Origin of the sequence: Nocardioides sp. GCM10028917 (assembly GCF_042666175.1) — a bacterium.
In the GTDB taxonomy this organism is placed as follows: Bacteria; Actinomycetota; Actinomycetes; order Propionibacteriales; family Nocardioidaceae; genus Nocardioides.
Genome location: NZ_JBHTFL010000007.1, coordinates 1,373,941 through 1,397,887, shown reverse-complemented (window position 1 = coordinate 1,397,887; position 23,947 = coordinate 1,373,941). Strand labels below are relative to the sequence as shown.

The window sequence follows — 23,947 nt, the reverse complement described above, 5'->3', positions numbered from 1 at the left end:
CGGACGGGTTTCGCCCACCGCGAACGGCCGGCAGCCGTTACAAGCGCGAGAGTGCCACCTCGCCGGCCACCGAGCCGAGCTTGTCGGGGTTGCGGACCAGGAACAGCTGCGTCACCACCCCGTCCTCGACGAGCATCGTGCCGACGCCGTCGCGGTGCCCGGCGACCACGAACTGGATCGCCGGCGACCCGTTGAGCCAGACCGGCTCGAGCTCGAGCGCCTCCGGGGTGACGGCGGTGAGGAAGCGGAAGACCTTGTCGCGTCCGAAGATCGGGTTGAGCGCTGCCTTCACCTTGCCGCCGCCGTCGGTCATCAGCACGACGTCGGGGGCCAGCACGTCCATCAGGCCCTGCAGGTCGCCCGTCTCGGTGGCCGCGCGGAACCGCTCGATCACCGCGTCGCGCTCGGCCGCGCTGACGGACGCGCGCGGCCGTCTGTCGTCGACGTGGGCCCGCGCGCGGCTGGCGATCTGACGCACCGCGGGCTCGGACTTCTCGACCGCCTCCGCGATCTCGGCGTACGGCACGTCGAAGACCTCGCGCAGCACGAAGACCGCCCGCTCGGTGGGCGGCAGCGTCTCCAGCACGAGCAGCATCGCGGTCGAGACGCTGTCGGCGAGCTCCACGTCCTGCGCCACGTCGGGCGCGGTGAGCACCGGCTCGGGCAGCCACGTGCCGACGTAGTCCTCGCGACGCCGGGCGAGGGTCCGCAGCCGGTTGAGCGAGAGCCGGGTGGTCATCCGCACGAGGTAGGCCCGCGGGTCGCGCACCTCCTCGACCACGACGTCCGCCCACCGCAGCCACACCTCCTGGAGCACGTCCTCGGCGTCCGCGGCCGAGCCGAGCATCTCGTAGGCGACGGTGAAGAGCAGGTTGCGGTGGGCCGTCCACTCCTGGACCAGGGGGGTGTCGGTCTCGCTCACCTGCTGATCGTCCCAGCCTCCGCGAGCGGCAGCTCGCAGACGTCGCTGAAGCCCTGCGAGGCCAGTCCCATCGCCGAGTTGAAGCGCGAGCGCTCGTTCTCCACGGCGACCATCATCGTCAGCTCGACGACCGCGGCGTGGCCGAGCTGCCGGTCGAGCTCGGCGACCATCTCGTCGGTGACCTACGGCGGCGTCACGGTCATCGCCTCGGCGTACGCCATCACGTCGCGCTCGAGGTCGGTGAAGACGTCCGACTCGCGCCAGCGCGGCACCTCGCGGACCTTGGCCTCGTCGAGGCCGTTGGTGTGGGCGAGGAAGTAGCCGAAGTCCAGGCACCACGAGCAGCCGATGACGCCGGCGCTGGCCATCTCGGCGTACGTCTTGAGGTGGGGGTCCAGTGCGGACCACTTGCCGACCTTCTGCTCGAAGCCGAAGACCGCCTTGAGGACCGGCTTGTTGTGCCAGAGCACGTAGGCGTTGTCGGGGACCTTGCCCCACATGCGCCGGGCGACGCGGGTCATGATCGCGCCGTACGTGCCGTCGATGGTCGCCTGCGGGATCCGGAACTGGCTGGGCATGTCATCTCTCCGTCTCGTGTGGGTCTCGATGACATGGAGACACCGACCGGTTCAGGTCTGTGACAGGTCCTCCGGGAGCTGTGCCAGGAAGGCCTCGACGGCTCGCGCGACCTCGAGGTGGATCTCGGCGGTGCGAACCACGTCCGGGGTGCCCATGCCGTGGTCGGCGTCAGGCACCTCGAGCACCTGGCAGCCGGCGTCGGCGAGCTCGCGGGCGACGGCGGCGTCCCACAGCTCGTCGGCGAGGCCGCCGACCAGCAGCTGCCGCCCGGCGTTGGCGGCGATCCCCTCGGCGACGATCGGGTCGACGAGGATCGGGGTGAACCAGATCGCGTCGAGACCGAGCTCGGCGGCGTACGACGCTGCGCGGGTGCCGAGCGACTTGCCGACGACGAGCACGTGGTCGGCGTGCTCCTGGGCGTGCGCGGCGGCCACGTGTCGGCGTACCCACGCCTCGGCGTCCTCCTCGCCGCGGGTGGTCGAGTCCCACCAGAGCTGCTGGACGGTGAAGTCGTGCTGCAGGAGCGCCAGCCGGGCGAGCTCGAGGAGCGGTGCCGCAGGCGAGTACGCGCGCCCGGGGGCGACGATCGCGAGGCCGCGGCTGCGACCCTCCGGCTCGAAGCGGGTCGGCAGTCCTCCGAAGGTCATCCGCGGTCCTCCTCGTCCATCCGCTTGGTCGCGTGGAAGTAGCCCAGCCCTCCGTGGAGGGTGAGGTCGACGTCGCGGCAGCCGGACTCCCGCAGCCAGTAGACCGCCTCGGCAGAGCTGCACATCGGCCCCAGGATCCCGGCACGCGTGCCGACACGGCGCAGCAGCTCGTAGCGCGGGCCGGTGTCGGTGAACAGCGAGCTCCCCGTGAGCGCGGCGCCGGGTGACAGCACGCGCACCATCTCGGCGACGGCACGGCGCGGGTCGGGGAAGCAGTGGAGGCCAGTCAGGGAGATGACGAGGTCGAACGACGCGTCGGCGAACGGCAGGGCCCCCACGTCGGCCAGCGCTGTGGTGACCTGGTCGGCGACCCCGAGGCGGGCCGCAGCCGCGCGCGCCCGGCCGAGCATCGTCGGTGAGATGTCGGCGGCGACGTAGTCGACCCCCTGACCGGGACGGAGCCCGCGGAGGGCGACCCCGGACCCGGTCGGCACGTCGAGGACGCGGGCACCGCGCGGGAGGGTGCCGATCTCGTCGGCCGTCTCGCGCAGGAGGGCCAGCTCGCTGCCGGTGCCGGCGCGCCAGGCCGCGCCGCCGACGCGGTCGTGCTCCACGAGCCAGGGGTAGACGTAGGACCACAGCGGGTCCTCGTGCCAGCCACCCAGCGCGCGGAGCCGCACGTCAGTCGTCCGATCCGATGGGCCAGCCGAGGAGCTCGGGGCTGCGCAGCATCTCCTCGGGCACGCCGAACGCGTCGACGAGGTCGACCGCGAGCGGCCGGACCTTGCGGCACAACGCGTTGATCTCGCGGCTGATCGCCTTGGAGCGGGCGCTGGAGAGGCGGCCGTGCTCCATGAACCAGGCCCGGTCCGCCTCGATCGTGGTGAGCGCGTGCAGGTCGCACAGCAGGTTGAGCGCGACCTTGAGCTCGCCGTCGGGCAGGGCCGCGGTCTTCGCGACGAACGCCTCGAGCACGAGCCGCTCGGTGTGGGCGCGGGCGGCCGCGATGACGTGGTCCTGCACGCGGGAGAAGACCGCCCCGGGGTTCGCCCCCTGGTCGATGCCGCGCTTGAGGCGACGCGCGACGCCGCCGATCATGTGCTCCTCGCGGAAGCGCAGCATCGCGAGCTTGTAGTTCGGGTCGAGCAGCCCGGCCTCCTGGTCCCCGGTGTCGCCCCCGGGCAGCAGGTCGCGCACCGACTGCACGAGCTTGTGCACCGCCGTGCGCTCGACGACGGTCTCGACCGCCAGGCCGGCGACGAAGCGGGCCATGCCCAGCTGGTCCATGTCCTCGAACTCGCCGGCGTAGTCGGTGAGCAGCCCCTTGGCGACCAGCTGGAGCAGGACGTGGTTGTCGCCCTCGAAGGTGGTGAAGACGTCGGTGTCGGCCTTCAGCGCGGCGAACCGGTTCTCGCTGAGGTAGCCCGCGCCGCCGCACGCCTCGCGGCACTCCTGGATGGTGCGGGTGGCGTGCCAGGTGCCGAGGGCCTTGGTGCCCGCGGCGCGCGACTCCAGCATCCGCCGGGCGTGCTCGTCGCTGCCCTCCTCGATCGGGCCGGGGCCGGAGAACACCTCGTGCAAGTGCCCGGCGACGACCTCCTGCGCGAAGTGGAGGGCGTACGTCCTCGCGATGAGCGGCAGCAGGCGGCGCTGGTGCATGCCGTAGTCGAGGAGCACCTGCTCCTCGTCGGGCGAGGTGGCCTCGAACTGACGACGTCGCACGGCGTAGCGGGTGGCGATGGTGAGCGCCACCTTCGCCGCGTTGATGCCCGCGCCGCCGACGCACACGCGGCCCTGGACGAGGGTGCCGAGCATCGTGAAGAAGCGCTTGTTGGGGTTGTCGATCGGCGAGAGGTAGCGCCCCTCGGGCGTGACCTCGGCGAACTGGTTGAGCAGCGCGGTGCGCGGCACCCGGACCCCCTCGAACCAGATCCGTCCGTTGTCGACGCCGTTGAGGCCCATCTTGGGGCCGCAGTCCTCGATGCGGACGCCGTCGAGCACCCGGCCGTCCTCGCGGACCGGGACGACGAAGGCGTGCACACCGTGGCGTTCGCCGCCGACCTCGAGCTGGGCGAAGACGACGGCCAGCTCGGCATGGGCGGCCGCGTTGCCGATGTAGTCCTTGCGGCTCGCGTCGTCGGGAGTCGTGATCACGAACTCCTGCGCCTCGGCGTCGTACGTCGCGACGGTGCCGAGCGCCTGCACGTTGGAGCCGTGGCCGCTCTCGGTCATCGCGAAGCAGCCCATGGTGCGGCCGCTGACGAGGTCGGCGAGGTGCGCGTCGTGGTGGCGCTTGGTGCCGAGCTGGAGGATCGCGCCGCCGAAGAGGCCGAACTGCACGCCCACCTTCACCAGCACCGACAGGTCGCCGAGGGCGAGGGTCTCGAAGGCGGCGATCGAGGCGCCGATGTCGCCGCCGTACTCCTCCGGGAAGCCCATGCCGGTCTGCCCGGTCCCGGCCATCATCACCACGACGTCCCTGACGCGCTCGCGGAAGTCGGCGGTGGTCATCTGCTCCTGGTCGAGCAGGATCTGCGCGTGCTCGGCAAGGTTGGCGCGGACGAGGTCGCGGACCTCGCCGTACCGGCCGTCGAGCAGGGTGCGCATCGCGTCGGCGTCGACCTCCGGCTGGCGGTAGCCCGAGTCGTCGGCGTGGACCCCGTCGTCCTCGACGCGGGCCGGAGCCGTCTCCGGCTCGACGGTGGGCAGCTCGTCGGCGATGGGCGGAACCTGATCGGTGGCCATTCACCAACGGTAGCCATGCCGGTAGGTTCACCGCGATGAACGTGTCGGATGCCACCCCTCGAGGCGAGACGTTGGGGTCGATGGCCTACAACTTTGCCGTCGTGGGCGTGCAGAAGGGCGGTACGTCGACGCTCGCGGTGACGCTGAACCAGCACCGGCTCGTGTGCCAGGCGCCCGACAAGGAGCGCCACTACTTCGACGACGAGACCGTCGACTGGTCAGCGCCGGACTACGCCCGCGACTACACCGCGCCGCGCCGCGCCCGTGTGCACCGGCTGCTCGGCGACGCCTCGCCCACCTACCTCTACTGGCCGCACGCGATGGAGCGGATGCGCGCCTACAAGCCGGACATGCCGCTGATCGCGGTGTTCCGCGACCCGCTCGAGCGGCTGTTCTCCCACTGGGTGATGCTGCGCTCGCGCAACCTCGCGTGGCCCGACTGGCCGGACTTCCTGACCGAGTGGCCGCACACCTCCCTGCCCGACGCGGTGCCCGACGACGTACGCACCATGCGGTGGCGACACATGACCGGCCTGGCGCGCGGGTTCTACGGCGAGCAGCTGCAGCGCGGCTTCGAGCTCTTCGACCGGCGCCAGTGGCTGCTGATCGAGCTGCGCGCGATGCTCGACGACTTCTCCGCCACCGTCGACCGCACGACCGACTTCCTCGACCTGCCCCGCTTCGAGCAGGTGCCGCCGCTGCAGAACTGGCACGCCGGCGCCGAGCAGGTGCCCGGCACCGCCCCCACCGCCGACGACCTCGCGCGCGTCGCCGAGGTGTACGCCAAGGACCTCGCGCTCTTCGAGGAGCTGTCGGGCATCGACACGTCAGCCTGGCCGACGCGGCTCATCCTCGACGGGCAGCTCGACCCCGGTGAGCTGGCGGGGCGGCTGGCGCGGAAGGTCCGCTGACGCGATCCCCGGATATCCGGGGAACTTCCCGCTTGTCGGCCGAAATTTCGGCCGACAAGCGGGGACTTCGGACGACAAGTCCGGCGATCAGGGGCGGGCGAAGAAGTTCGGCGACCGCCAGTAGTACATCGACTCCTGGCTCACCGGCCTGCCCGTGCGGGGGGCGTGGATGATCTGGCCGTCGCCGATGTAGAGGGCGACGTGGTAGATCGAGCTCGGGCTGCTCGATGACCCCCAGAAGACGAGGTCTCCCGGCGCGAGGTCGGCGGCGGTGATCTTCGTCGACTGCGTGTACTGGGCGACCGAGTAGTGCGGCAGCGCCTTGCCGGCCGCTGCCCACGCGCCTGCGGTGAGGCCCGAGCAGTCCCAGGCGCTGGGGCCCGAGGCACCCCACTTGTACGGGTCGCCGATCTGGGCGGCGGCGAAGGCGATCGCGGCCGCGGCACCCGTGGCCGCCGGCGGCGGGGGCGGGGTGGGTGGCGTGGTCGGACTCGGCGTTGGCGTTGGCGTGGGGGTGGGTGGCGTGGTCGGACTCGGCGTTGGCGTTGGCGTGGGGGTGGGTGTCGGCGTGGGGGTTGGCGTCGGCGTCTCGGTCGGCGTGGGGGTCGGCGTCGGCGTCTCGGTCGGCGTCGGTGTCGGCGTCTCGGTCGGCGTCTCGGTCGGCGTCGGGGTGGCGGACGGCGTCGCGGTCGGCGTCGGGGTGGCGGACGGCGTCGGAGTGGGCGTCGGCTTCGTGGTCGGCGTGGGCGTGGACTGCTGCTCCTGCTCCACCTGAGCCTGCTCCTGCTCCACCTGAGCCTGCGCCTGGGCTTCCGCCTCAGCCTCCGCCTGGGCCTGCGCCTGGGCTTGCGCCTGGGCCTGGGCTTCCGCCTGGGCCTGGGCTTCCGCCTCGGCCTGCGCCTGGGCTGCAGCCGCTGCCGCCTCGGCGGCTTCCCGCTCGAGCGCGGACTGCCGCTTCTCGGCCAGCCGGACGCTGATTCCCTCGAGCTCGGCGAGCTCGGCGAGCAGGTCGGCCTTGGTGGCGGACGCCGCCTGCGCCTCGGCGCCGGCAGCGGCCTCGGCAGCTCCGGCGGCGTCGTACGCCTCCTCGGCCTCCGCCTCGGCGACCTCGGCCCGTTCGGAGGCCCGGGTGGCGGTCGACGCGGTGACGTCGGCGACGGCCGAGGACGCGAGGAAGGCGTCGTACTGGTGGTTGAGCGCGTCGGAGGTGTTGCCCATCGTCACCGTGCGGTCGATGAGCGACTCGATCCCGTCGGCCTCGACGACTGCCGAGAGACCCTGCACCTGGGTGCCGTCCTCGTAGGACTGCACGACCGTGGCCGCGTAGAGCTCGCGTTGCGACTCGACGTCCTCACGCGCTGCCTCGGCCGCATCCTCGGCCTCGTCGGCGTCGGCCCGTGCCTGCTCGGCGCGCCAGCGGGCACCGTTCCACGCCTCCGCGGCCTGGGCGGCGCGGTCGCCGGCGGACTCGAGCCCGAGGTTGGCGCGGATGAGGTCGGCCTGCACGGCGGCGACGTCGCGCCCCTTGGCGTCGGCCCGGTCCTTCGCGGCAGCGACGTCGGACTCGCTCGGCGTCGGATCGTCGTCGGCGTACGCCGCCTGGCCGCCGCCGACGGCCAGGCCTGCGACGAGGACGACCGCGGTCGCCCAGCGCGACGTCGTACGGCGTCGTCGCTCATGGTCGTGCGGTGCTGCGAAGGGCACGGCGCTCCTGATGGTCTCGGGCCCGTGCGACTTCCCCTTCGCACCGGGCAACTCGAGGCACGTTAGTGAACTTTCGTCACACAAGGAACAGTTTCCTCAACTTTTTCACCATCGCCCGGCGTGTCGGCTTGCGAACTACATCGATGTAGTTCTAGGCCACGTCCGATCACTTTCCCGGATATCCGGGGAAGCTCCCGCTTGTCGGCTGAAACATCGGACGACAAGCGGGAACTTCGGACGACAAGTCGCCACGTCCTGTCCACAGGTCCGAACCGGCCGGCATGACGGACGCCGGCAACGGGCAGGCGGGGTGCATGATGCGACCCGTCCGTACGACACCGTTCCACCCCTCCCAAGACCTGGCAGCCCTCGTGCGCCTGCGCAGTGACCTGCGGGCCGAGGGTCTGTCGGACAACCAGATCACCCGACTGGTGCGCAGCGGCGTGCTCCATCGCGTCAGGCACGGCACGTACGTCGCCGGCGACGTCTGGAACCGGTGCTCGGTCGAGGACCGGCACCGACTGCTGGCTCGCGGCGTGCTCGCCCGCGCGCATCCCTCGACCGTGCTGACCCACGTCTCGTCCGTGGCCGAGCGCGACATCCCGATGTGGGGCCTCAACATGGCCGTGGTGCACACCACGAGGGGGCAGTCGGATCGCGCCGGACGCCATGCGAGCGACTGGACGCCGCATCGCGGAGTGCTGGCGGACGAGGACATCGAGGTCGTCAACGGTGTCCCGGTCAGCACTACGGCACGTGCAGCCTTCGAGGTCTTGACGGTCGCGGCCGTCGAACCGGCACTCGTCGTGGTCAACCGGCTGCTCCATGCCAGCCGGCTGACCTTGCCTGCCCTCGCCGAGCAGGTCGGTCGGCACCAGCGCTGGCCCGGCAGCCTGACCGCCGACCTCGTGCTCCGGCTGGCGGACCCCCGGCTGGAGTCGGTCGGCGAGGACCGCTTCATCTACCTGGTCTACCGCCAGGGGCTGCCACGCCCCGAGCCGCAGTTCGAGGTCTTCGACGAATCGGGCAACCTCGTCGCGCGCGTGGACTTCGCGTGGCCCGAGCTCGGAGTGTTCCTCGAGTTCGACGGCCGGGAGAAGTACACGCGCTACCGACTCCCCGGCGAGACGCTCGAGGACTACCTCATGCGCGAGAAGGAGCGCGCCGAGCTCGTGTGCCTGTTGACCGGGTGGACCTGCCTGCGGATCAGCTGGTCGGACCTCCTCCGTCCCGAGCTCCTCGCGTCCCGTATCCGCGGCGTGATGGCAGCCCGGGCACGTCGCGGCGCCTGAGCACTTGTCGGGCGAACTTCCCGCTTGTCGGCCGAAGTTTCGGCCGACAAGCGGGAACTTCCCCGGATATCCGGGGATCGCGCAGGGCAAATATGGGAGGCGTACGCCGGTCACTCGGCGTCGACGGGAACCTGGCTGGTCGTCGAGGTCGGATGGCTCGCCAGGCCATGTCGATCGAACTTCTGCCCGCTCGCCAGCCCGCCGAGCCAGAAGGAGAAGAGGGCGATCACGACGCCGGCGAGGTCGTCGGCGATGTAGTGCCAGCCGAAGTAGAGGGTCGCCACGACGGTGATGGCGAAGTTGGCCCAGAACACGATGTGCAGGACCTTGTTGCGGAGCGTGTACTGCACCATCAGTGCGACGAGCAGGGTGATCGCGACGTGGAGCGACGCGAAGCCGGCCACGGACTGCACGGCTCCCTCCGCGCCGTCGCGGATGACACCCTTGCGCCCGTAGAAGAGCGACTCCATCAGTGCGCTCGAGCCCGTGTCGGGGAGGTCGGCGTAGAGGTAGCTGTACTGGAAGCCGGGCCCGAGGGTCGGCAGCGCGAAGTAGGACGCGGTGCCGAGCGACCAGGCCAGGCACTGCGAGGTGGCGAACCAGTAGCCGAAGGTGATGTTGCGCGACCACACCAGCCAGGCGGCGAGCGCCAGCGGCACGAGCGGCAGGAACCACAGGTAGATCGTGGACAGGATGTGGGCGGAGAAGCTGGTGCCGAAGACCGTGTGCAGGATCGTCGCCGGCTCGTGGCCGAACATCAGCGCCCGGTCCACGAGGTGCAGCTCACGGTCGTACTTGTCCTCGCCCATGATGAACGGGAGGAACGACTTGAGGTTCCGGTAGCAGACGTAGGTGATGTAGAAGGACACGAGCCCGAGCACCACCAGGGTGATCCGCTCGCGGTCCCAGTGCTCGCGGATCCGCTCGCGCGCGATGTCGAGCATCAGCGCCGGCTTCATCCGCGAGTACCACAGCGTCCGCGGCAGGATGTCGAGCAGGAACGCGCCGAGGATGAGCAGTGGCAGGCGCAGCCACGACGGACCGAGGAAGCCCTCCGGGTCGACCAGCGGTCGGTCGAGCACGAGCGCAGCCGTGACAGCCAGCGCGCCCATGGTGGCGGCGACTCCCACGAGCAGGGCATAGGCCGGTCTGTACACGCACGTCAGTGTAGGGACGCGCGACCGTCACCCGCTGATCGGCAGCACCGCGAGACGTGTCACGTCGACGCGCAGCGACACCTCGTCGCCGGGCGCCACCCGCCCGCCGAGCGGGGCGACGGCGTCGACGGTGCCGACGCCCTCGACGCGGACCACCAGCCGGACCAGCTCCGGAGTCACGCGCGCAGACTCGACGACGGCGTGGAGGGAGCCGGCGTCGTCGACGACCAGGGCGGAGCGGCGGAGCGCGACGGCGTACGCCGGCGGCAGCGCAGCGGCGGCCAGCACGCGGCGCGCGGGGTCGTCGCGCAGCACGCGCGCGTAGCCGAGGAACAGGGCGGTCTCCTCGTCGACCGGCTCGCGCCACACCTCGTCGATCGCGCCGTGCTGCACGACGCGTCCCGCGCGCATGACGGCGAGCCGGTCGGCCAGCGCGAAGGCCTCCTCGTGGTCGTGCGTGACCAGCAGCGCCGTCGTCCCCGCGGCGTGCAGGATCGACCGCAGGTCGCCGGCCAGCCGCTCGCGCAGGGAGGCGTCGAGCGCCGACAGCGGCTCGTCGAGGAGGATCAGCCGCGGTTCGACGGCGAGGGCCCGGGCGAGGGCGACCCGCTGTCGCTCCCCTCCGGACAGCGTGCCGGGCAGCCGGTCGTCGAACCCCGACAGCCCGACGAGGTCGAGCAGCTCGCGCACCCGTGCGGCGACGCGCGCCGAACGCGTACGCCGGAGCCGGAGCGCGTAGGCGACGTTGCGGGCGACGGTCAGGTGGGCGAAGAGCTGGCCGTCCTGGAACATCAGCGCGAAGCCGCGCTTGTGGGTGGGCGTGCCGGAGAGGTCGGTGCCGTCCCACGAGATCGAGCCGGACGCGAGCGGCTCGAGGCCCGCAACGGCGCGCAGCAGGGTGGACTTGCCGCAGCCCGAGGGCCCGAGCACGGCCAGCACCTGACCCGACGCGAGGTCGAGCGACACGTCGTCGACGGCCACGGTGTCGCCGTAGCGCACGGTCACGTCCCGGAGCGCCAGCACCTCAGAACGCTCCCACACCCGGCACGCGCAGCCGCTCGACGGCCAGGACGACCACGGCCGTGACGCCGGCGAGCACGACGGAGGCGGCCAGGGCCATGCCGTAGTTCATCTCCCCGGGGTGCCCGATCAGGCGGAAGATCACGATCGGCAGGGTCGGGTCGGTGTCGCGGGCCAGGAACGACGTCGCGCCGAACTCCCCCAGCGACACCGCGAAGGCGAAGCCGCAGGCGGCGAGCACCGGCTTCCAGACCGCCGGCAGGTCGACGGTGAGCAGCGTCCGCCACGGTGAGGCGCCCAGCGAGGCGGCGGCTTGGCGCTGCCGGTCGTCGATGCCGCCCAGCACCGGGGCGAGGGTGCGCACGACGAGCGGCAGGGCGACCAGCGCCTGGGCCATCGGCACGAGCAGCGGGGAGTCGCGGAGGTCGAGCGGCGGCTCGTCGAGGGTGATCAGGAAGCCGAAGCCGAGCGTCACCGCGCTCACGCCCAGGGGCAGCATGAAGAAGCCGTCGAGGGTCGAGCGCACCCGCCGCTCCCCGACCGAGTGCGAGCGGCGGGTCACGATCAGCGACACCAGGCCGCCGACGAGGAGCGCCATCCACATGGCGTCGACGGCGGTGCGCAGGCTGGTCGCGAGCGCGGCCGTGACGGGCACGAGGAGCACCTCGTCGTCGCCGGCGGTGGTGAGCGCGCGGTAGTTGTCCAGGCCCCAGCCGTCGCCGACGCTCAGCGACCCGAGCACGAGCGTGAGGATCGGCAGGAGCATCGCGCCCAGCACCAGCAGCGTGGCGCCGACGACGGGCGCGTCGGAGGGGCGTACGGCCCGCACGGGCGTCACCGCGCGCTGGGCCGTCGGGTCCGGGGTCGCCCGCAGCCGCGCGGAGAGGGCGAGCAGGCCGACGACGACCACGATCTGCAGCACCGACAGCGCGGCCGCCGCCTGCAGGTCGAACACGGTGGTGGTGAGCAGGTAGATCTCGGTCTCGACCGTCGAGTAGCGGACTCCGCCGAGGGTGAGCACGATGCCGAACGCCGTCGCACAGAAGAGGAAGACGATGCTCGCCGCGCCGACGATCGCCGGGCGCAGCGCAGGCAGCGTGACGGTCCGCAGCACCTGCCACGGCGAGGCGCCCAGCGCCGCGGCGGCCTGCCCGGGCCGCGGGTCGAGCGACTCCCACGCGACCCCGACGGTGCGCACCACGACCGCGACGTTGAAGAAGACCAGCCCGCACACGATGGCGACGGGCGTGCCGTCGAGGCCGAGGAAGCCCAGCGGGCCGCCCTCGCCCAGCAGCTGGCGGAAGGCGACGCCGACGACGACCGTCGGGAGCACGAACGGCACGAGCAGCGCCGCCCGCACCGCCGTGCGGCCCGGCAGCGCGAGCCGATGAAGGGCGTACGCCGCCGGCAGCCCGAGGGCGACCGCGAGCAGCGTCGCGAGCCCGGAGGTCCACACCGTGAACCAGGCGACCCGGTGCACGCGGGGCCGCGCCAGGACGTCGAGCACCGCGCCCGGCGCGAAGTGCCCGTCCACGACGAACCCCTCGGCGACCATGCCGGCCACCGGCAGGACGAAGAGCACGCCCAGCACCAGGACCGGCGCCGCTGCGATGGCGAGCAGACCGGCGATGCGACGCGAAGCCCTCGGTGGTCGAGTGGCCGGGCGAGGAACGAGCCAGGGCGTACCGAGACTCACCGCGAGATGACGTCCGTCCAGTCGGTCAGCCACTGCTCGCGGTTGGCGTCGATCTCGGCGGGGTCCACCTCGTAGGGGTCGCTCGGCTGCGGCGCGAACTCGGCCCAGTCCTCGGGGACGGTGGCGCCCGGCATCACCGGGAAGACGTACATCGACTCCGGCAGCGCGCTCTGCACCTCGTCGGTGAGCATCCAGTCGACCAGCGCCTCGGCGCCCGCAGGGTTGTCGGCGCCCTCCAGCACGCCGGCGTACTCCACCTGGCGGAAGCACGTGTCGAGCAGCGCCGCCGTGGTGGTCCTGCCGCCGCTGACGGTGAAGGCCGGGGAGGAGTCGTACGACACGACGATCGGCCGGGTGCCGTTGTCGGAGCCGGCGGTGAAGTCGCCGTAGTAGGCGTCCTCCCACCCGTCGACGACCTTGGCGCCGTTGTCGAGCAGCTCGGTCCAGTAGTCGGGCCACGAGTCGCCGAAGGCCGCGACCGTCGCGAGGAAGAAGGCCATCCCGGGGCTGCTGGTCGAGGCGCCCGGCGTCACGAAGAGGTCGCGGTAGCGGTCGTCGGCGAGGTCCTCGAGGGTGCGCGGCGGCTCGATGCCCTCCTGCTCGAACCACGCGGTGTCGACGTTGACGCACACGTTGGCCGAGTCGATCGGCACCAGCCGGTCGCCGCCCTCGGGCAGGGCGTACTCCGCCGGCGGGGTCGCCGTCGTGGTGACCTCGGCGAACGCGCCCTCGCCGAGCGGGCGGGACGCGAAGGTGTTGTCGATGCCGAAGGCGGCGTCGGCGATGGGGTTGTCGGCGGTGAGGCTGAGCTTGGTGGCCAGCGTGCCGGCGTCGCCCGCGGCGCGGACCTCGAGGTCGTACCCGCTCTCAGCCTCGAACGCCTTCACCAGCTTCTTGGGCAGGTGGAAGGACTCGTGGGTGGCCAGGACGACGGTGCCGCCGCCCTGTTCGGCCCCCGGTGACGAGGTCGACGGCTCGGTGGCGGTCGACCCGTCACCGCCACCCCCGGCGAGGCTGCAGCCCACGAGGGACAGCGCCGCCACGGAGGCGAGGCTCGAGGCCGTGAGGGCAGCGCGAACGCGTACGTGCAACATGTGTGACTCCCTTGCGCCGGTGCTAACCGGATCAGGTTCGGAGGGTCTGCGGCTGGTCCGCACTCTCAGCACGCCTGCGCGTGCTCCCCTGTCTTCGTGGTCCAACCCTAGCCTCCCCCTACGCTGCCTCCCATGCCCAGCCGCCGCCACGACCTCCTCGCCCGCCTGGTGCCCGCCCTGCGCCGCTCGCGCGAGCTCGACGACGAGCCGACCGAGCGGGCGCGCGTCGAGGCGTGGCACGCCACCCTCGACCGCGGGTTGGGACGCGCTCTGCCGACGCGCGCGGTGCCCCGGTTCGCGAAGCGGTGGGACGCCACGGTCACCGACATCGGTTTCCCGTGCCACGTCCTCACCCCGCGCGGCCGGCCGGTGACCCGCACGCTCTACTACGTGCACGGCGGCGGCTACATGGCGCCGATCGATCCCTTCCACGTCCGCTACGCCACCCGCCTGGCCGACGCGATCGGCGCCCGGGTGGTGATGCCGGACTACCCGCTCGCGCCCGAGCACACGTGGAAGGACTCCCACGACGCGCTGGTCGACGACGCCGCACGGTGGGCGGGCTCGGAGGGTGGCGCGGTGCTCGCCGGCGACTCCGCCGGCGGCGGGCTGGCCCTGTCGATGGCGCTGTCCATGCGCGACCGCGGCCTGGCGCAGGCGTCGTCGCTCGTGCTGCACGCGCCCTGGGTTGACCTCACCACCTCGACGCCCGAGACCTTCGCCGCCGACGCGATCGACCCGTGGCTGTTCATCGGCAAGGTGCAGGCGTACGCCGCGTGGTGGGCCGGGTCCGACGCTGACCTCGGCCGTCCCGAGGTGTCGCCCGGGCTCGGCGACCTCGCCGGCCTGCCCCGAGCCCTGGCGCTCTACGGCACCCGCGACCTGCTCGCCCCCGGCTGCCGACTGCTGGCGCGTCGAGCCGAGGAGGCCGGCTGGGACCTCACCGTCGTCGAGGAGCCGGACCTGATCCACGTCTACGGCCTGCTGCCCTTCGTCCCCGAGGGCGCCCGCGCCTTCCGCCAAGTGACGGAGTTCCTGCGGTGAGGGTGCTGGTCGCCGCCTTCGACGAGCTGCCCGCGCGCACGGCGTACGACGTGTGGCGGCTGCGCCAGCAGGTGTTCGTCGTGGAGCAGGACTGCCCCTACCCCGACCTCGACGGTCGCGACCTCGAGGACTCGACCCGCCACCTGGTGCTGCTCGACGACGAGGACGGCCAGGGCGGGGCCGTGGTCGGCACCCTCCGGGTGCTCGACGACGGCGGGTGGTCGCGGATCGGCCGCGTGGTGGTCGCGCCCGCCGCGCGGGGTCGTGGCCTGGCGGCGGTGATGATGGACGAGGCGATGGCCCTGTGCGGCGACCGCGAGGTGCGGCTCGACGCGCAGACCGGGCTCACCGCCTTCTACGAGGCCTACGGCTTCGCGGTGACCGGGCCGGAGTTCGACGAGGACGGCGTCATGCACGTGCCGATGGCGCGGGCGAGCCGGCCCGGTCAGGCGCGTCCACCGCGACCATGAACACCGGGCCGAGCACCTCCTCGCGGACCAGCCGCGAGCCGGGGGCGAGGCCGCCGACGACCGTCGGGGCGAACCACCAACCGGGTCGGTCGAGGGGCTGACCACCGAGGGCGACGTCACCGCCCTCCGCACGACCGAGGTCGACGTAGCGGCGCACCCGGTCGCGCGCGACGACCGAGCGCAGCGGGCCACACCGGGTCGTGGGGTCGGTCGGGTCGCCGACGGCGACGTCCGCCATGGCGGCGACGGCGCTCTGCAGCGCCTCGGCGTGCCGGTGCACGGGCACGATGACGCTCGTCGGGAGCCCGCAGCCCTGCCCGGCGTTGGCCGCGACGTCGTACGCCGCCGCGGAGACGACCGCCCCGAGGTCGGCGTCGTCGGCCACCCGGACCGTGCGCGGCCCACCGACCGCGACGCGGACACGCTTGCCGGCCAGCTCGCCGGCGACCTGCGCGCGCTCGGCCACGAAGGGCGACCCGGTGAGGGAGACCGCGTCGACGCGCTCGTCGAGGGTCAGCGCGATGGCGACGTCGACGTCGCGGGTGGTGACGACGTTGAGCACGCCGCGCGGCAGCACGTCGAGGGCGATGCGGCCCAGCTCGATCGCGGCGGTCGCGGCCTCCGGCGCGGGCTTCAGCACGACCGTCCCGCCCTCCACGAGCACGCGACCGATCTCCGTGAGGGCCACCGACAGGGGCGAGGTGGCGGGCGTGACGACGGCCGTGACACCGGCCGGGCCGCGCTGCGGCTCGGACTCGGTTCCAGACGCCATCCCGGACGCCATCCCGGACGCCATCGCGGCGAGGGCGTCGTCGAGGTGGGCCGAGCGCAGCGCGACCGGCACCCCGGTCTCGGCCGCCATCAGCGCGACCAGCTCGTCAGCGTGCTCGGCGACGGCGGCGGCGAGACGTCGTACGGCGTCGGCGCGCAGGTCGGCGTCGGTGCTCCACTGCGTCGCGTCGAAGGCGCGGCGCGCGGCGGTGACCGCGTCGCGGGCGTCGGTGAGCCCGGCGTCCGGCACGTCCCACAACGGCTCCGCGGTCGCCGGGTTGCGTGCCGGGAAGGTCCAGCCGTCGGCCGTGGGACGCTCCACGCCGTCCACCGGCAGCCCCCGAGGACGGGCGTGCTTGCTCATGGGGAGAACTCCACCACGTCGGGGTCGCCGGCGTGACCACCCGTTCGGTCGGCGGGGTGCGGGAGGTCACCGGCGTGCGGCCGCCCGGGCCCGGTCGATCTCCTCCAACAGCTGCTCAGCGGGGACGGCGAAGGCGATGATCGGGATGACCGGGTCGGTGCCGGAGCCCTTGACGTCGATCACCACCCCGGCCGGTCCGCGCTCCTGGATCCGGGAGCCGTGCACCTTCGACCACGCGTACGAGACGTCGGTGCGGTAGCCGCGGTAGGTGACCGCCTCGGGTCCGAGCTCGAGCCTCCAGCGATGCAGGCGACCGGTGACGAGGCGGACGAGATCGGGCAGCGAGGCGGCCGCGCCGAGGATCGTCAGCAGGGCGAACCCGGGTGACTCGAGCGCACCGAGGTCGGTGAGTGCCACGTGGACCCAGGTGCCGGCCACGACGAGGAGAGCCACCCACCCGCCGACGAGTGGCCAGGTGGTCATGCCCGGAGCCACGAAGACGCGCACGCCCTCGGGCGTCACGTGGGGCTCCCGGCGGCGGCGTGGGCGCGCCAGCGCCGAGACCGCCGAGCACCACGCCAGCACGGCGAACGCGACCAGTCCCCACGCCGACCACTGCATCACCCCGCCGACCGTGAGGGCGAGCAGGAGGAAGCCCACGACGGCGAGCGTCAGCGCGCCGACGACGACTGCGGTGAACCAGCGCGGGACCAGGCGGACGCCGGGGGTACGTGCACCTGCCCCGGTGCGCCCTGCGGCTGCGGCGCTCATGCCGGGGACGCTACCCGTCGCGATGGCCACCGAAACGCGACCGCCCCCTAACCTCGACCCATGCGCGACGACCTGGGTGCTGACGTCCCCCTGCGCGCCCCGGCCGCCCGGGTCGTGTCGCTCGTGCCCTCGCTCACCGAGGCGATCGCGACCTCGGCGCCGGGGCTCCTCGTCGGTGCCACCGACTGGTGCACCCACCCCGCGGACCTCGACGTCGCCCGCGTGCGCGGCACCAAGAACCCCGATCTCGCGGCCGTCCGGGCCCTCTCCCCCGACCTCGTCGTCGCCAACAAGGAGGAGAACCGCGAGCTCGACGTACGCCGTCTCCGCGACGCCGGCGTCGCGGTGTGGGTCACGCGGATCGAGACCGTCGCGGAGTCGCTCGACTCGATGTCGCGGCTGCTCCGCGAGGCCCTCGCGCTCCCCGACCCCTCGTGGCTGGTCGATGCCCGCGCGCTGTGGTCCGCCCCCGCCGTCCCTCGCCTCAGGGTCGCCGTGCCGATCTGGCGGGACCCGTGGATGGTCGTCGGGTCGCAGACCTACACCGACGACCTCCTCGCCCGAGCCGGGTTGACCAACGTGCTCGCCCACGGTCCGGCAGAGCGCGAGGGGCGCTACCCGACCGTGACCCCGGACGACATCGACGGCGCCGGCGCGGACGTCGTGCTGCTCCCGGACGAGCCGTACGTCTTCACCGCCGACGACGGCCCGGAGGCGTTGCGGACGCCGACGCGGCTGGTGTCGGGGCGGCTGCTCACGTGGTACGGCCCGGCGATGGTCGAGGCGCACGCCGTGCTGGCCGGCCTGGCTGAGTAGCCTCCCGTCCATGACCCGCGACCCGATCAGCGAGGCCCACCGGCAGTGGGTGGCCCACGGCTGGGCCGGTGCCGCCGACGGAATGGCGATGGTGACCTCGGTCGTGCGCGCCCAGCAGCTGCTCATGGAGCGCATCGACGCGGTGCTGCGTCCGCGGGGGCTGACCTTCGCCCGCTACGAGGTGCTGCGGCTGCTGTCCTTCAGCCGCGGCGCTGCGATGCCGATGTCGCGGCTCGGGTCGCTGCTGCAGGTGCACCCCACGAGCGTCACGAGCGCCGTCGACCGCCTGGTGGCCCAGGGCTACGTCGAACGCGTGCGCAGCGACGAGGACAAGCGCGTCGTGCGCGCCGTGCTGACCGACGCCGGCCGCGACGCGGTCGAGGAGGCGACGGACGCGCTCAACCGCACGGTCTTCGAGGCCCCCGGGCTGCCGGAGGTCGACGTACGCGAGCTCACCGACCGCCTGACCGGCCTCCGCTCGGGCCTCGGCGACGTCTGACCCGCCGCGGGGACTTCCCCGGATATCCGGTGATGTTCCCGCTTGTCGGCTGAAGCTTCGGCCGACAAGCGGGAAGTTCCCCGGATATCCGGGGATCGCGCCGGGAGAAGCTGGTGACTCGCGAGTATTAGTTGGAAGTCCTACTATCGACTCATGGCCGACCTGCACACCCCCACCCACCCGATCCGCCTCGTCACGGCGTCCGCGCTCTTCGACGGCCACGACGCCTCGATCAACATCATGCGGCGGATCTTCATGAGCCAGGGCTGCGAGGTCATCCACCTCGGCCACAACCGGTCGGTGCAGGAGGTTGTCGACGCCGCGCTGGAGGAGGACGCCCAGGGCGTCGCGGTGTCGTCCTACCAGGGCGGCCATGTGGAGTACTTCGAGTACCTCGTCGAGTCGCTGCGTGCCGTCGGCGCGGGCCACGTGCGCGTGGTGGGCGGCGGTGGTGGCGTCATCGTGCCGAAGGAGATCCAGCGGCTGCGCGAGTCCGGGGTCACGATCTTCTCGCCCGAGGACGGCCAGAAGATGGGCCTCGTCGGGATGATCAACTCCGTCGTCGCCGACTGCGACATCGACCTGTGGGCCGACCGCCAGGTCACGGCCGAGCAGGTGCTCTCGGGCGACCGGTTCGCCGTCGCCCGTGCGATCACAGGCGCCGAGGGCGGTCGCCTCGACGGGTCGCTGCTCGAGGAGGTACGCCGCGCGGCCGCGAGCCGCGTCGTCCCCGTGCTCGGCATCACCGGCACCGGCGGATCGGGGAAGTCGAGCCTGACCGACGAGATCGTCCGCCGCTTCCGCACCGACCAGCAGGACAAGCTGCGCATCGCGGTCATCGCGGTCGACCCGACCCGGCGCAAGGGCGGCGGAGCGCTGCTCGGCGACCGGATCCGCGCCAACGCCCTCGACGGCGACCGCGTGTTCTTCCGCTCCCTGGCCACGCGCGGCGCGCACGAGGTGCCCGAGCACCTCGCCGACGTGATCGCGGTGATGAAGGCGGCCGGCAACGACCTGGTCATCGTGGAGACCCCCGGCATCGGGCAGGGCGACGCCGGCATCGTGCCGCTGGTCGACCACTCCCTCTACGTCATGACGCCGGAGTTCGGCGCCGCCTCGCAGCTCGAGAAGATCGACATGCTCGACTTCGCCGACAGCGTGGCGATCAACAAGTTCGAGCGACGTGGCGCCAAGGACGCGCTGCGCGACGTCGGCCGCCAACTGGTCCGCAACCGCGGGGCCTTCGGCAAGCAGCCGCACGACATGCCCGTCTTCGGCACCAGCGCGGCGACGTTCAACGACGACGGCGTCACGGCGCTCTACCAGCACCTGCGCGCCGAGCTCGCGGACGCCGGGCTCGACGTGCAGGAGGGCACGCTCCCGCACGTCGACGTCCGCCACTCCTCGGGCATCCGCCAGGTCGTGCCCGCCGACCGCGTCCGCTACCTCTCGGAGATCACCGAGACCGTGCGCGGCTACCACGCCCGTACGACCGAGCTGGCCGAGGCGGCGCGCAACCTGCAGCGCGTGCAGCACGTCGCCGACCAGCTGACCGACGGCGACCTCGGCCGGGTCGCCGAGCTGCTGGAGTCGGCCCGCAAGGCCGTGCCGCACGAGGTCGCCGACCAGATCGACGGGTGGCCCGCGGTCGTCGAGTCGTACTCGGGCGACGAGCAGGTCGTGGTCGTGCGCGACCGCGAGATCACCACCAAGCTGACCCGGGAGTCGCTGAGCGGCAACCACATCCCGCGCGTCTCGCTCCCCCGCTTCACCGACCACGGCGAGCTGGTGCGCTTCTGGCGCAACGAGAACCTGCCCGGCTACTTCCCCTTCACCGCCGGGGTCTTCCCGTTCAAGCGCGACAACGAGGACCCGGCCCGGATGTTCGCGGGCGAGGGCGATCCCGCGCGCACCAACCGCCGCTTCAAGATCCTGTCCGAGGGCAACGACGCCACCCGCCTGTCGACGGCGTTCGACTCGGTGACGCTCTACGGCCGCGACCCCGACCCGCGCCCCGACGTCTACGGCAAGGTCGGCACGTCCGGTGTGAGCGTGGCGACGCTCGACGACATGAAGGCGCTGTACGACGGCTTCGACCTCGTCGCCCCGACGACCAGCGTCTCGATGACGATCAACGGCCCGGCCCCCACGGTGCTGGCGTTCTTCCTCAACACCGCCATCGACCAGCAGGTCGACGCGTTCCGCGAGAAGGAGGGCCGCGAGCCGTCGGAGGAGGAGCGCGCCACCCTCGCGGCGTACGCCCTCGCGAACGTCCGCGGCACCGTGCAGGCCGACATCCTCAAGGAGGACCAGGGCCAGAACACCTGCCTGTTCTCCACCGAGTTCAGCCTCCGGATGATGGCCGACATCCAGGAGTGGTTCATCGAGCAGCAGGTGCGCAACTTCTACTCGGTGTCGATCTCCGGCTACCACATCGCCGAGGCCGGGGCGAACCCCATCAGCCAGCTCGCGTTCACCCTCGCCAACGGCTTCACCTACGTCGAGGCCTACCTCGCGCGCGGCATGAAGATCGACGACTTCGCGCCCAACCTGTCGTTCTTCTTCTCCAACGGCATGGACCCGGAGTACAGCGTCCTCGGCCGCGTCGCCCGCCGCATCTGGGCGGTGACGATGAAGGAGAAGTACGGCGCCTCCGAGCGGTCGCAGAAGCTGAAGTACCACGTCCAGACGAGCGGGCGGTCGCTGCACGCGCAGGAGATGGACTTCAACGACATCCGCACCACGCTGCAGGCGCTCATCGCGATCTACGACAACGCGAACAGCCTCCACACCAACGCGTACGACGAGGCGGTGACGACCCCGACGGAGGAGTCCGTACGCCGCGCGCTGGCGATCCAGCTGATCATCAACCGCGAGTGGGGCCTGGCGATGAACGAGAACCCGCTGCAGGGGTCCTTCATCATCGACGACCTCACCGACCTCGTCGAGGCGGCTGTGCTGGCGGAGTTCGACTCGATCAACGAGCGCGGCGGCGTGCTCGGCGCGATGGAGACGGGCTACCAGCGCGGGCGGATCCAGGACGAGTCGATGCTCTACGAGCACCGCAAGCACGACGGCTCGCTGCCGATCATCGGCGTCAACACCTTCGTCAAGGAGTCGGCCGCCGACGCGCAGCCCAAGGAGGTCGAGCTCGCCCGGGCGACCGAGTCCGAGAAGGAGTCGCAGCTCTCGCGCGTGCGCGCCTTCCAGGCCGAGCACGGCGCCGAGGCGCAGGAGGCGCTCGCCCGGCTCAAGGACGCCGCGATCTCGGGCGACAACGTCTTCGCCGTGCTCATGGACGCCGCCCGCGTCTGCTCGCTCCAGCAGGTGACCGAGGCGTTCTTCGAGGTCGGTGGGCAGTACCGCCGCAATGTCTGAGCTTCGCGGACGAGCGCAGCGAGGACGCGAACGCGAAGAGGTTGAGGGAGCCCCGCGAGCGAGGAACGAGGCCGCGACGGGCGGCTCGAAACCGACGTCGGCGCAGCTAGGCCGCCGGCAGGTCGAACCGGAACACGGTCCCGCTCCCGGGCGGGGTGGTGAGGCACTCGATGGTGCCGCCGTGGCGCTGCACGATGGTCTGGCAGATCGACAGTCCCATCCCGGTCCCGCGGAAGTGCGCGCGGACGGCGCCGCTGCGGTGGAAGCGCTGGAAGATCAGCGACCGTTCGGAGTCCTCGACCCCGACCCCCCAGTCCTCGATCTCGACCACGACGCGCGATCCCTTGCGCCGGGCACGGACGGCGATGGTCGCGGGCTCGCCGGGCCGGGCGTACTTCACCGCGTTGCCGACCAGGTTGCCGAAGAGCTGTCGTAGCGCCACCGGGTCGGCGCGCACCGAGGGCAGGTCCGGGTCGACCGTGAGGACGTCGTCGGGGCCGAGCAGTCCGGAGACCTGGTCCAGCACCCCGTCGGGACCGGCGAGCGGCACCTCGCGGGCTGCGAGCTCGCCCGACTCCGCGATTGCGTGCTCGAGCAGGTCGCCGATGAGCTCCCCCATCTGCTCCGACGCCCGTTCGGCGCGGCGGAGCGGTTCCGCGGCCGGGGAGTCGGGCTCCAGGTCGTCGACGGCGAGGCCGACCCAGGAGCGGATCGCCGAGAGGGGTCCGCGCAGGTCGTGGGCGGCTGTCGACGCGAAGCCGGCGAGCGGCCGCAGGCCGGAGCGGTGCTCCGTCACCTCGCGCAGCACGAGCAGGACGCCGGGGCGACGGTTCGCGCGGGAGAGCGTCGCGCGGGAGACCGCGAGGACGACCTCCTCACCGCTGCTCAGCGCGATGACGACGTCGCCGACGCCCAGCTCGGCGCGCATCGCGCGGGTGTCGGACGGGTCGGGGTCGCGCAGCAGGCCGACGAGCTCGGCCAGCGCGTCGGCGTCGGTGGTCGCGACGCTCACGCGGTGTGCCAGCTGTCGGCTGGCGCCGTTGCTGCGCTCGACCCGTCCGTCGGCGTCGAGCACGACGAGCCCCTCGTCCATGCTCTCGGTCATCTCGGCGAGCAGCTCGGCCTGCTCGGCCGCCTCTGCGCGGGCCGCGGTCTCGGCGGCGTACGACTCGTCGACCCGGTCGCCGAGGGCTCCCACCGCCAGGCCGGTGAGCAGCACGACGACCATGAAGAGCTGCGAGACGAGCACCTCGGCCACCGGGTCGTCGATGGCGTCGAACGGGCCGTGCCCGGTGAGGCTCAGCCACAGCGCGATGCCACCGAGCACGAGGCAGTGCAGGGCGGCGGGGAACGTCGGGAACCGAGCGGCCGACCACACCGCGAAGGCGATGACGAGGAAGACGACCGGGTAGGGCTGCACGAACAGCAGCACCGTCATGGCCACCGAGACGACCCAGAGCAGCACCAGCTCGGTGCGCGAGCCGCCGTGGATGCGCGTCGGGATCGGCTGGGTGCGCCACTCCCACGCCAGGTGGCCGACGGCACCGACGGTGAGGACGCCGGCGATGTGCCGGGCGAACCAGGCCACGGGAGTCAGGGCCGTCACCGGTGCCTGGTCGAGCCACAGCCCGAGCGTCCCGACCGCCGCCCCCAGGGCGCAGCCGATGGCAGCCGCCCCCGCCATGGCCGCCAGGTTGCGCGGCGACCGGATGCTGGCGGTGCCACCGGCGCCGAGCATCGTCGGGCACCAGCGCCGCAGCAGCAGGCCGGCGACGGCGGTCTGCAGCGTCACCGACGCGGCCCCGAAGAAGCCGAGGAGCGGTGACACCCCGGTCGCGAGCACGACGCCGAAGTGGATGGCCATCAGCGGGACGAGCACGCGCAGCACGTGGCGCGGCGACTCGGCGAGCAGCCAGAGGAGGGCGACGCCCGAGCCCGGCCAGATGAGGCTGACGACCAGGCCCTCGGTGGCGGTGGCCCGCCCGATGAGGGTCAGCAGGGTGTACGCGACGGCGAAGGCAGCTGCGCGCGACGGCGACAGGGCCTTCGTCATGCGCACACACTAAG

Annotated in this window: 21 protein-coding genes and 1 riboswitch; of the genes, 7 read left to right on the top strand and 14 right to left on the bottom strand. The window is 72.4% G+C overall.

The window, feature by feature from the left end; genetic code table 11:
- Positions 1–37: 37 nt before the first annotated feature.
- Genes ACFQW6_RS16055 through ACFQW6_RS16030 form a run of 6 tightly spaced genes read right to left on the bottom strand, consistent with a single transcriptional unit; the run spans position 38 to position 4,893 of the window.
- Entirely contained in the window at positions 38–922 is an 885-nt protein-coding gene (locus tag ACFQW6_RS16055; RefSeq protein WP_378547311.1) for an RNA polymerase sigma-70 factor, read from the bottom strand.
- Positions 919–1,092 (bottom strand): hypothetical protein, encoded by a 174-nt coding sequence (locus tag ACFQW6_RS16050; RefSeq protein WP_378547308.1) that lies wholly within the window; start codon positions 1,090–1,092, stop codon positions 919–921. The genes ACFQW6_RS16055 and ACFQW6_RS16050 overlap by 4 nt, the downstream gene beginning before the upstream one ends.
- 12 nt (positions 1,093–1,104) lie before the next feature.
- Complete coding sequence (locus ACFQW6_RS16045; RefSeq protein WP_378547305.1) at positions 1,105–1,500, bottom strand: carboxymuconolactone decarboxylase family protein; 396 nt, start codon at positions 1,498–1,500, stop codon at positions 1,105–1,107.
- Between the two features lie 51 nt (positions 1,501–1,551).
- Entirely contained in the window at positions 1,552–2,148 is a 597-nt protein-coding gene (locus ACFQW6_RS16040; protein ID WP_378547302.1) for a hypothetical protein, read from the bottom strand.
- On the bottom strand, positions 2,145–2,828 hold the full coding sequence (locus ACFQW6_RS16035) for a class I SAM-dependent methyltransferase (RefSeq protein ID WP_378547299.1): 684 nt from the start codon (positions 2,826–2,828) through the stop codon (positions 2,145–2,147). The genes ACFQW6_RS16040 and ACFQW6_RS16035 overlap by 4 nt, the downstream gene beginning before the upstream one ends.
- 1 nt (position 2,829) lies before the next feature.
- Positions 2,830–4,893 (bottom strand): acyl-CoA dehydrogenase, encoded by a 2,064-nt coding sequence (locus ACFQW6_RS16030; RefSeq protein WP_378547296.1) that lies wholly within the window; start codon positions 4,891–4,893, stop codon positions 2,830–2,832.
- A 35-nt stretch (positions 4,894–4,928) separates the two neighbouring features.
- Here ACFQW6_RS16030 and ACFQW6_RS16025 point away from each other — a divergent pair, with 35 nt between their 5' ends.
- Positions 4,929–5,804, top strand: coding sequence for a sulfotransferase domain-containing protein (locus ACFQW6_RS16025; protein ID WP_378547293.1), 876 nt, complete (start codon positions 4,929–4,931; stop codon positions 5,802–5,804).
- Between the two features lie 87 nt (positions 5,805–5,891).
- Here ACFQW6_RS16025 and ACFQW6_RS16020 read toward each other — a convergent pair whose 3' ends face one another.
- Positions 5,892–7,508 carry a C40 family peptidase gene (locus ACFQW6_RS16020; RefSeq protein WP_378547291.1) on the bottom strand — a complete coding sequence of 539 codons (1,617 nt, stop codon included), beginning with the start codon at positions 7,506–7,508 and terminating at the stop codon, positions 5,892–5,894.
- A gap of 314 nt (positions 7,509–7,822) precedes the next feature.
- Between ACFQW6_RS16020 and ACFQW6_RS16015 the strand changes: the two genes are divergently transcribed.
- Positions 7,823–8,800 (top strand): type IV toxin-antitoxin system AbiEi family antitoxin domain-containing protein, encoded by a 978-nt coding sequence (locus ACFQW6_RS16015; protein WP_378547289.1) that lies wholly within the window; start codon positions 7,823–7,825, stop codon positions 8,798–8,800.
- Between the two features lie 110 nt (positions 8,801–8,910).
- Here the strand turns inward: ACFQW6_RS16015 and ACFQW6_RS16010 are convergent, their stop codons facing one another.
- The 4 genes from ACFQW6_RS16010 to ACFQW6_RS15995 form a co-directional block, all read right to left on the bottom strand.
- Positions 8,911–9,957: a phosphatase PAP2 family protein gene (locus ACFQW6_RS16010; RefSeq protein ID WP_378547287.1), complete on the bottom strand. Its 1,047-nt coding sequence runs from the start codon at positions 9,955–9,957 to the stop codon at positions 8,911–8,913.
- A 27-nt stretch (positions 9,958–9,984) separates the two neighbouring features.
- A complete protein-coding gene (locus ACFQW6_RS16005) occupies positions 9,985–10,980 on the bottom strand; it encodes an ABC transporter ATP-binding protein (protein WP_378547285.1) in 996 nt (331 codons plus the stop codon).
- A 1-nt stretch (position 10,981) separates the two neighbouring features.
- Positions 10,982–12,559 (bottom strand): ABC transporter permease, encoded by a 1,578-nt coding sequence (locus ACFQW6_RS16000; protein ID WP_378547283.1) that lies wholly within the window; start codon positions 12,557–12,559, stop codon positions 10,982–10,984.
- Between the two features lie 110 nt (positions 12,560–12,669).
- Complete coding sequence (locus ACFQW6_RS15995) at positions 12,670–13,767, bottom strand: thiamine ABC transporter substrate binding subunit (protein ID WP_378547281.1); 1,098 nt, start codon at positions 13,765–13,767, stop codon at positions 12,670–12,672.
- Positions 13,758–13,867, bottom strand: a riboswitch (TPP riboswitch). It overlaps the preceding gene by 10 nt.
- Before the next feature lie 32 nt (positions 13,868–13,899).
- Here ACFQW6_RS15995 and ACFQW6_RS15990 point away from each other — a divergent pair.
- Together ACFQW6_RS15990 and ACFQW6_RS15985 are read left to right on the top strand one after the other, a co-directional pair.
- Positions 13,900–14,811, top strand: coding sequence for an alpha/beta hydrolase (locus ACFQW6_RS15990; RefSeq protein ID WP_378547278.1), 912 nt, complete (start codon positions 13,900–13,902; stop codon positions 14,809–14,811).
- Positions 14,808–15,281, top strand: coding sequence for a GNAT family N-acetyltransferase (locus ACFQW6_RS15985; protein ID WP_378547275.1), 474 nt, complete (start codon positions 14,808–14,810; stop codon positions 15,279–15,281). Before ACFQW6_RS15990 ends, ACFQW6_RS15985 begins: the two co-directional genes overlap by 4 nt.
- Here the strand turns inward: ACFQW6_RS15985 and ACFQW6_RS15980 are convergent.
- Positions 15,220–16,416 (bottom strand): aldehyde dehydrogenase family protein, encoded by a 1,197-nt coding sequence (locus tag ACFQW6_RS15980; protein WP_378547272.1) that lies wholly within the window; start codon positions 16,414–16,416, stop codon positions 15,220–15,222. The two genes, ACFQW6_RS15985 and ACFQW6_RS15980, sit on opposite strands and share 62 nt — an antisense overlap.
- A gap of 66 nt (positions 16,417–16,482) precedes the next feature.
- Entirely contained in the window at positions 16,483–17,187 is a 705-nt protein-coding gene (locus ACFQW6_RS15975) for a hypothetical protein (protein WP_378547269.1), read from the bottom strand.
- Positions 17,188–17,247: 60 nt separating this feature from the next.
- On the opposite strand from ACFQW6_RS15975, the gene ACFQW6_RS15970 reads away from it, so the two are divergent.
- The 3 genes from ACFQW6_RS15970 to icmF all read left to right on the top strand — a co-directional run bounded on the left by ACFQW6_RS15970 (position 17,248) and on the right by icmF (position 21,880).
- Complete coding sequence (locus ACFQW6_RS15970) at positions 17,248–18,003, top strand: helical backbone metal receptor (protein ID WP_378547266.1); 756 nt, start codon at positions 17,248–17,250, stop codon at positions 18,001–18,003.
- Between the two features lie 10 nt (positions 18,004–18,013).
- Positions 18,014–18,502, top strand: coding sequence for a MarR family winged helix-turn-helix transcriptional regulator (locus tag ACFQW6_RS15965; protein WP_378547264.1), 489 nt, complete (start codon positions 18,014–18,016; stop codon positions 18,500–18,502).
- Between the two features lie 153 nt (positions 18,503–18,655).
- A complete protein-coding gene (gene icmF, locus ACFQW6_RS15960) occupies positions 18,656–21,880 on the top strand; it encodes a fused isobutyryl-CoA mutase/GTPase IcmF (RefSeq protein WP_378547262.1) in 3,225 nt (1,074 codons plus the stop codon).
- Positions 21,881–21,986: 106 nt separating this feature from the next.
- Here icmF and ACFQW6_RS15955 read toward each other — a convergent pair whose 3' ends face one another.
- Positions 21,987–23,933, bottom strand: coding sequence for an ATP-binding protein (locus ACFQW6_RS15955; protein WP_378547261.1), 1,947 nt, complete (start codon positions 23,931–23,933; stop codon positions 21,987–21,989).
- Positions 23,934–23,947 lie beyond the last annotated feature (14 nt).

What these genes read in the sequence shown, in the direction of transcription:
- ACFQW6_RS16030 (WP_378547296.1), bottom strand. Translation starts at nt 4,893, where the DNA reads ATGGCCACCGATCAGGTTCCGCCCATCGCCGACGAGCTGCCCACCGTC.
- ACFQW6_RS15990 (WP_378547278.1), top strand. Translation starts at nt 13,900, where the DNA reads ATGCCCAGCCGCCGCCACGACCTCCTCGCCCGCCTGGTGCCCGCCCTG.
- ACFQW6_RS15995 (WP_378547281.1), bottom strand. Translation starts at nt 13,767, where the DNA reads ATGTTGCACGTACGCGTTCGCGCTGCCCTCACGGCCTCGAGCCTCGCC.
- ACFQW6_RS16025 (WP_378547293.1), top strand. Translation starts at nt 4,929, where the DNA reads ATGAACGTGTCGGATGCCACCCCTCGAGGCGAGACGTTGGGGTCGATG.
- ACFQW6_RS16050 (WP_378547308.1), bottom strand. Translation starts at nt 1,092, where the DNA reads ATGGTCGCCGAGCTCGACCGGCAGCTCGGCCACGCCGCGGTCGTCGAG.
- ACFQW6_RS15970 (WP_378547266.1), top strand. Translation starts at nt 17,248, where the DNA reads ATGCGCGACGACCTGGGTGCTGACGTCCCCCTGCGCGCCCCGGCCGCC.
- ACFQW6_RS16040 (WP_378547302.1), bottom strand. Translation starts at nt 2,148, where the DNA reads ATGACCTTCGGAGGACTGCCGACCCGCTTCGAGCCGGAGGGTCGCAGC.
- ACFQW6_RS16015 (WP_378547289.1), top strand. Translation starts at nt 7,823, where the DNA reads ATGATGCGACCCGTCCGTACGACACCGTTCCACCCCTCCCAAGACCTG.
- ACFQW6_RS15975 (WP_378547269.1), bottom strand. Translation starts at nt 17,187, where the DNA reads ATGAGCGCCGCAGCCGCAGGGCGCACCGGGGCAGGTGCACGTACCCCC.
- icmF (WP_378547262.1), top strand. Translation starts at nt 18,656, where the DNA reads ATGGCCGACCTGCACACCCCCACCCACCCGATCCGCCTCGTCACGGCG.
- ACFQW6_RS16045 (WP_378547305.1), bottom strand. Translation starts at nt 1,500, where the DNA reads ATGCCCAGCCAGTTCCGGATCCCGCAGGCGACCATCGACGGCACGTAC.
- ACFQW6_RS15955 (WP_378547261.1), bottom strand. Translation starts at nt 23,933, where the DNA reads ATGACGAAGGCCCTGTCGCCGTCGCGCGCAGCTGCCTTCGCCGTCGCG.
- ACFQW6_RS15980 (WP_378547272.1), bottom strand. Translation starts at nt 16,416, where the DNA reads ATGAGCAAGCACGCCCGTCCTCGGGGGCTGCCGGTGGACGGCGTGGAG.
- ACFQW6_RS15965 (WP_378547264.1), top strand. Translation starts at nt 18,014, where the DNA reads ATGACCCGCGACCCGATCAGCGAGGCCCACCGGCAGTGGGTGGCCCAC.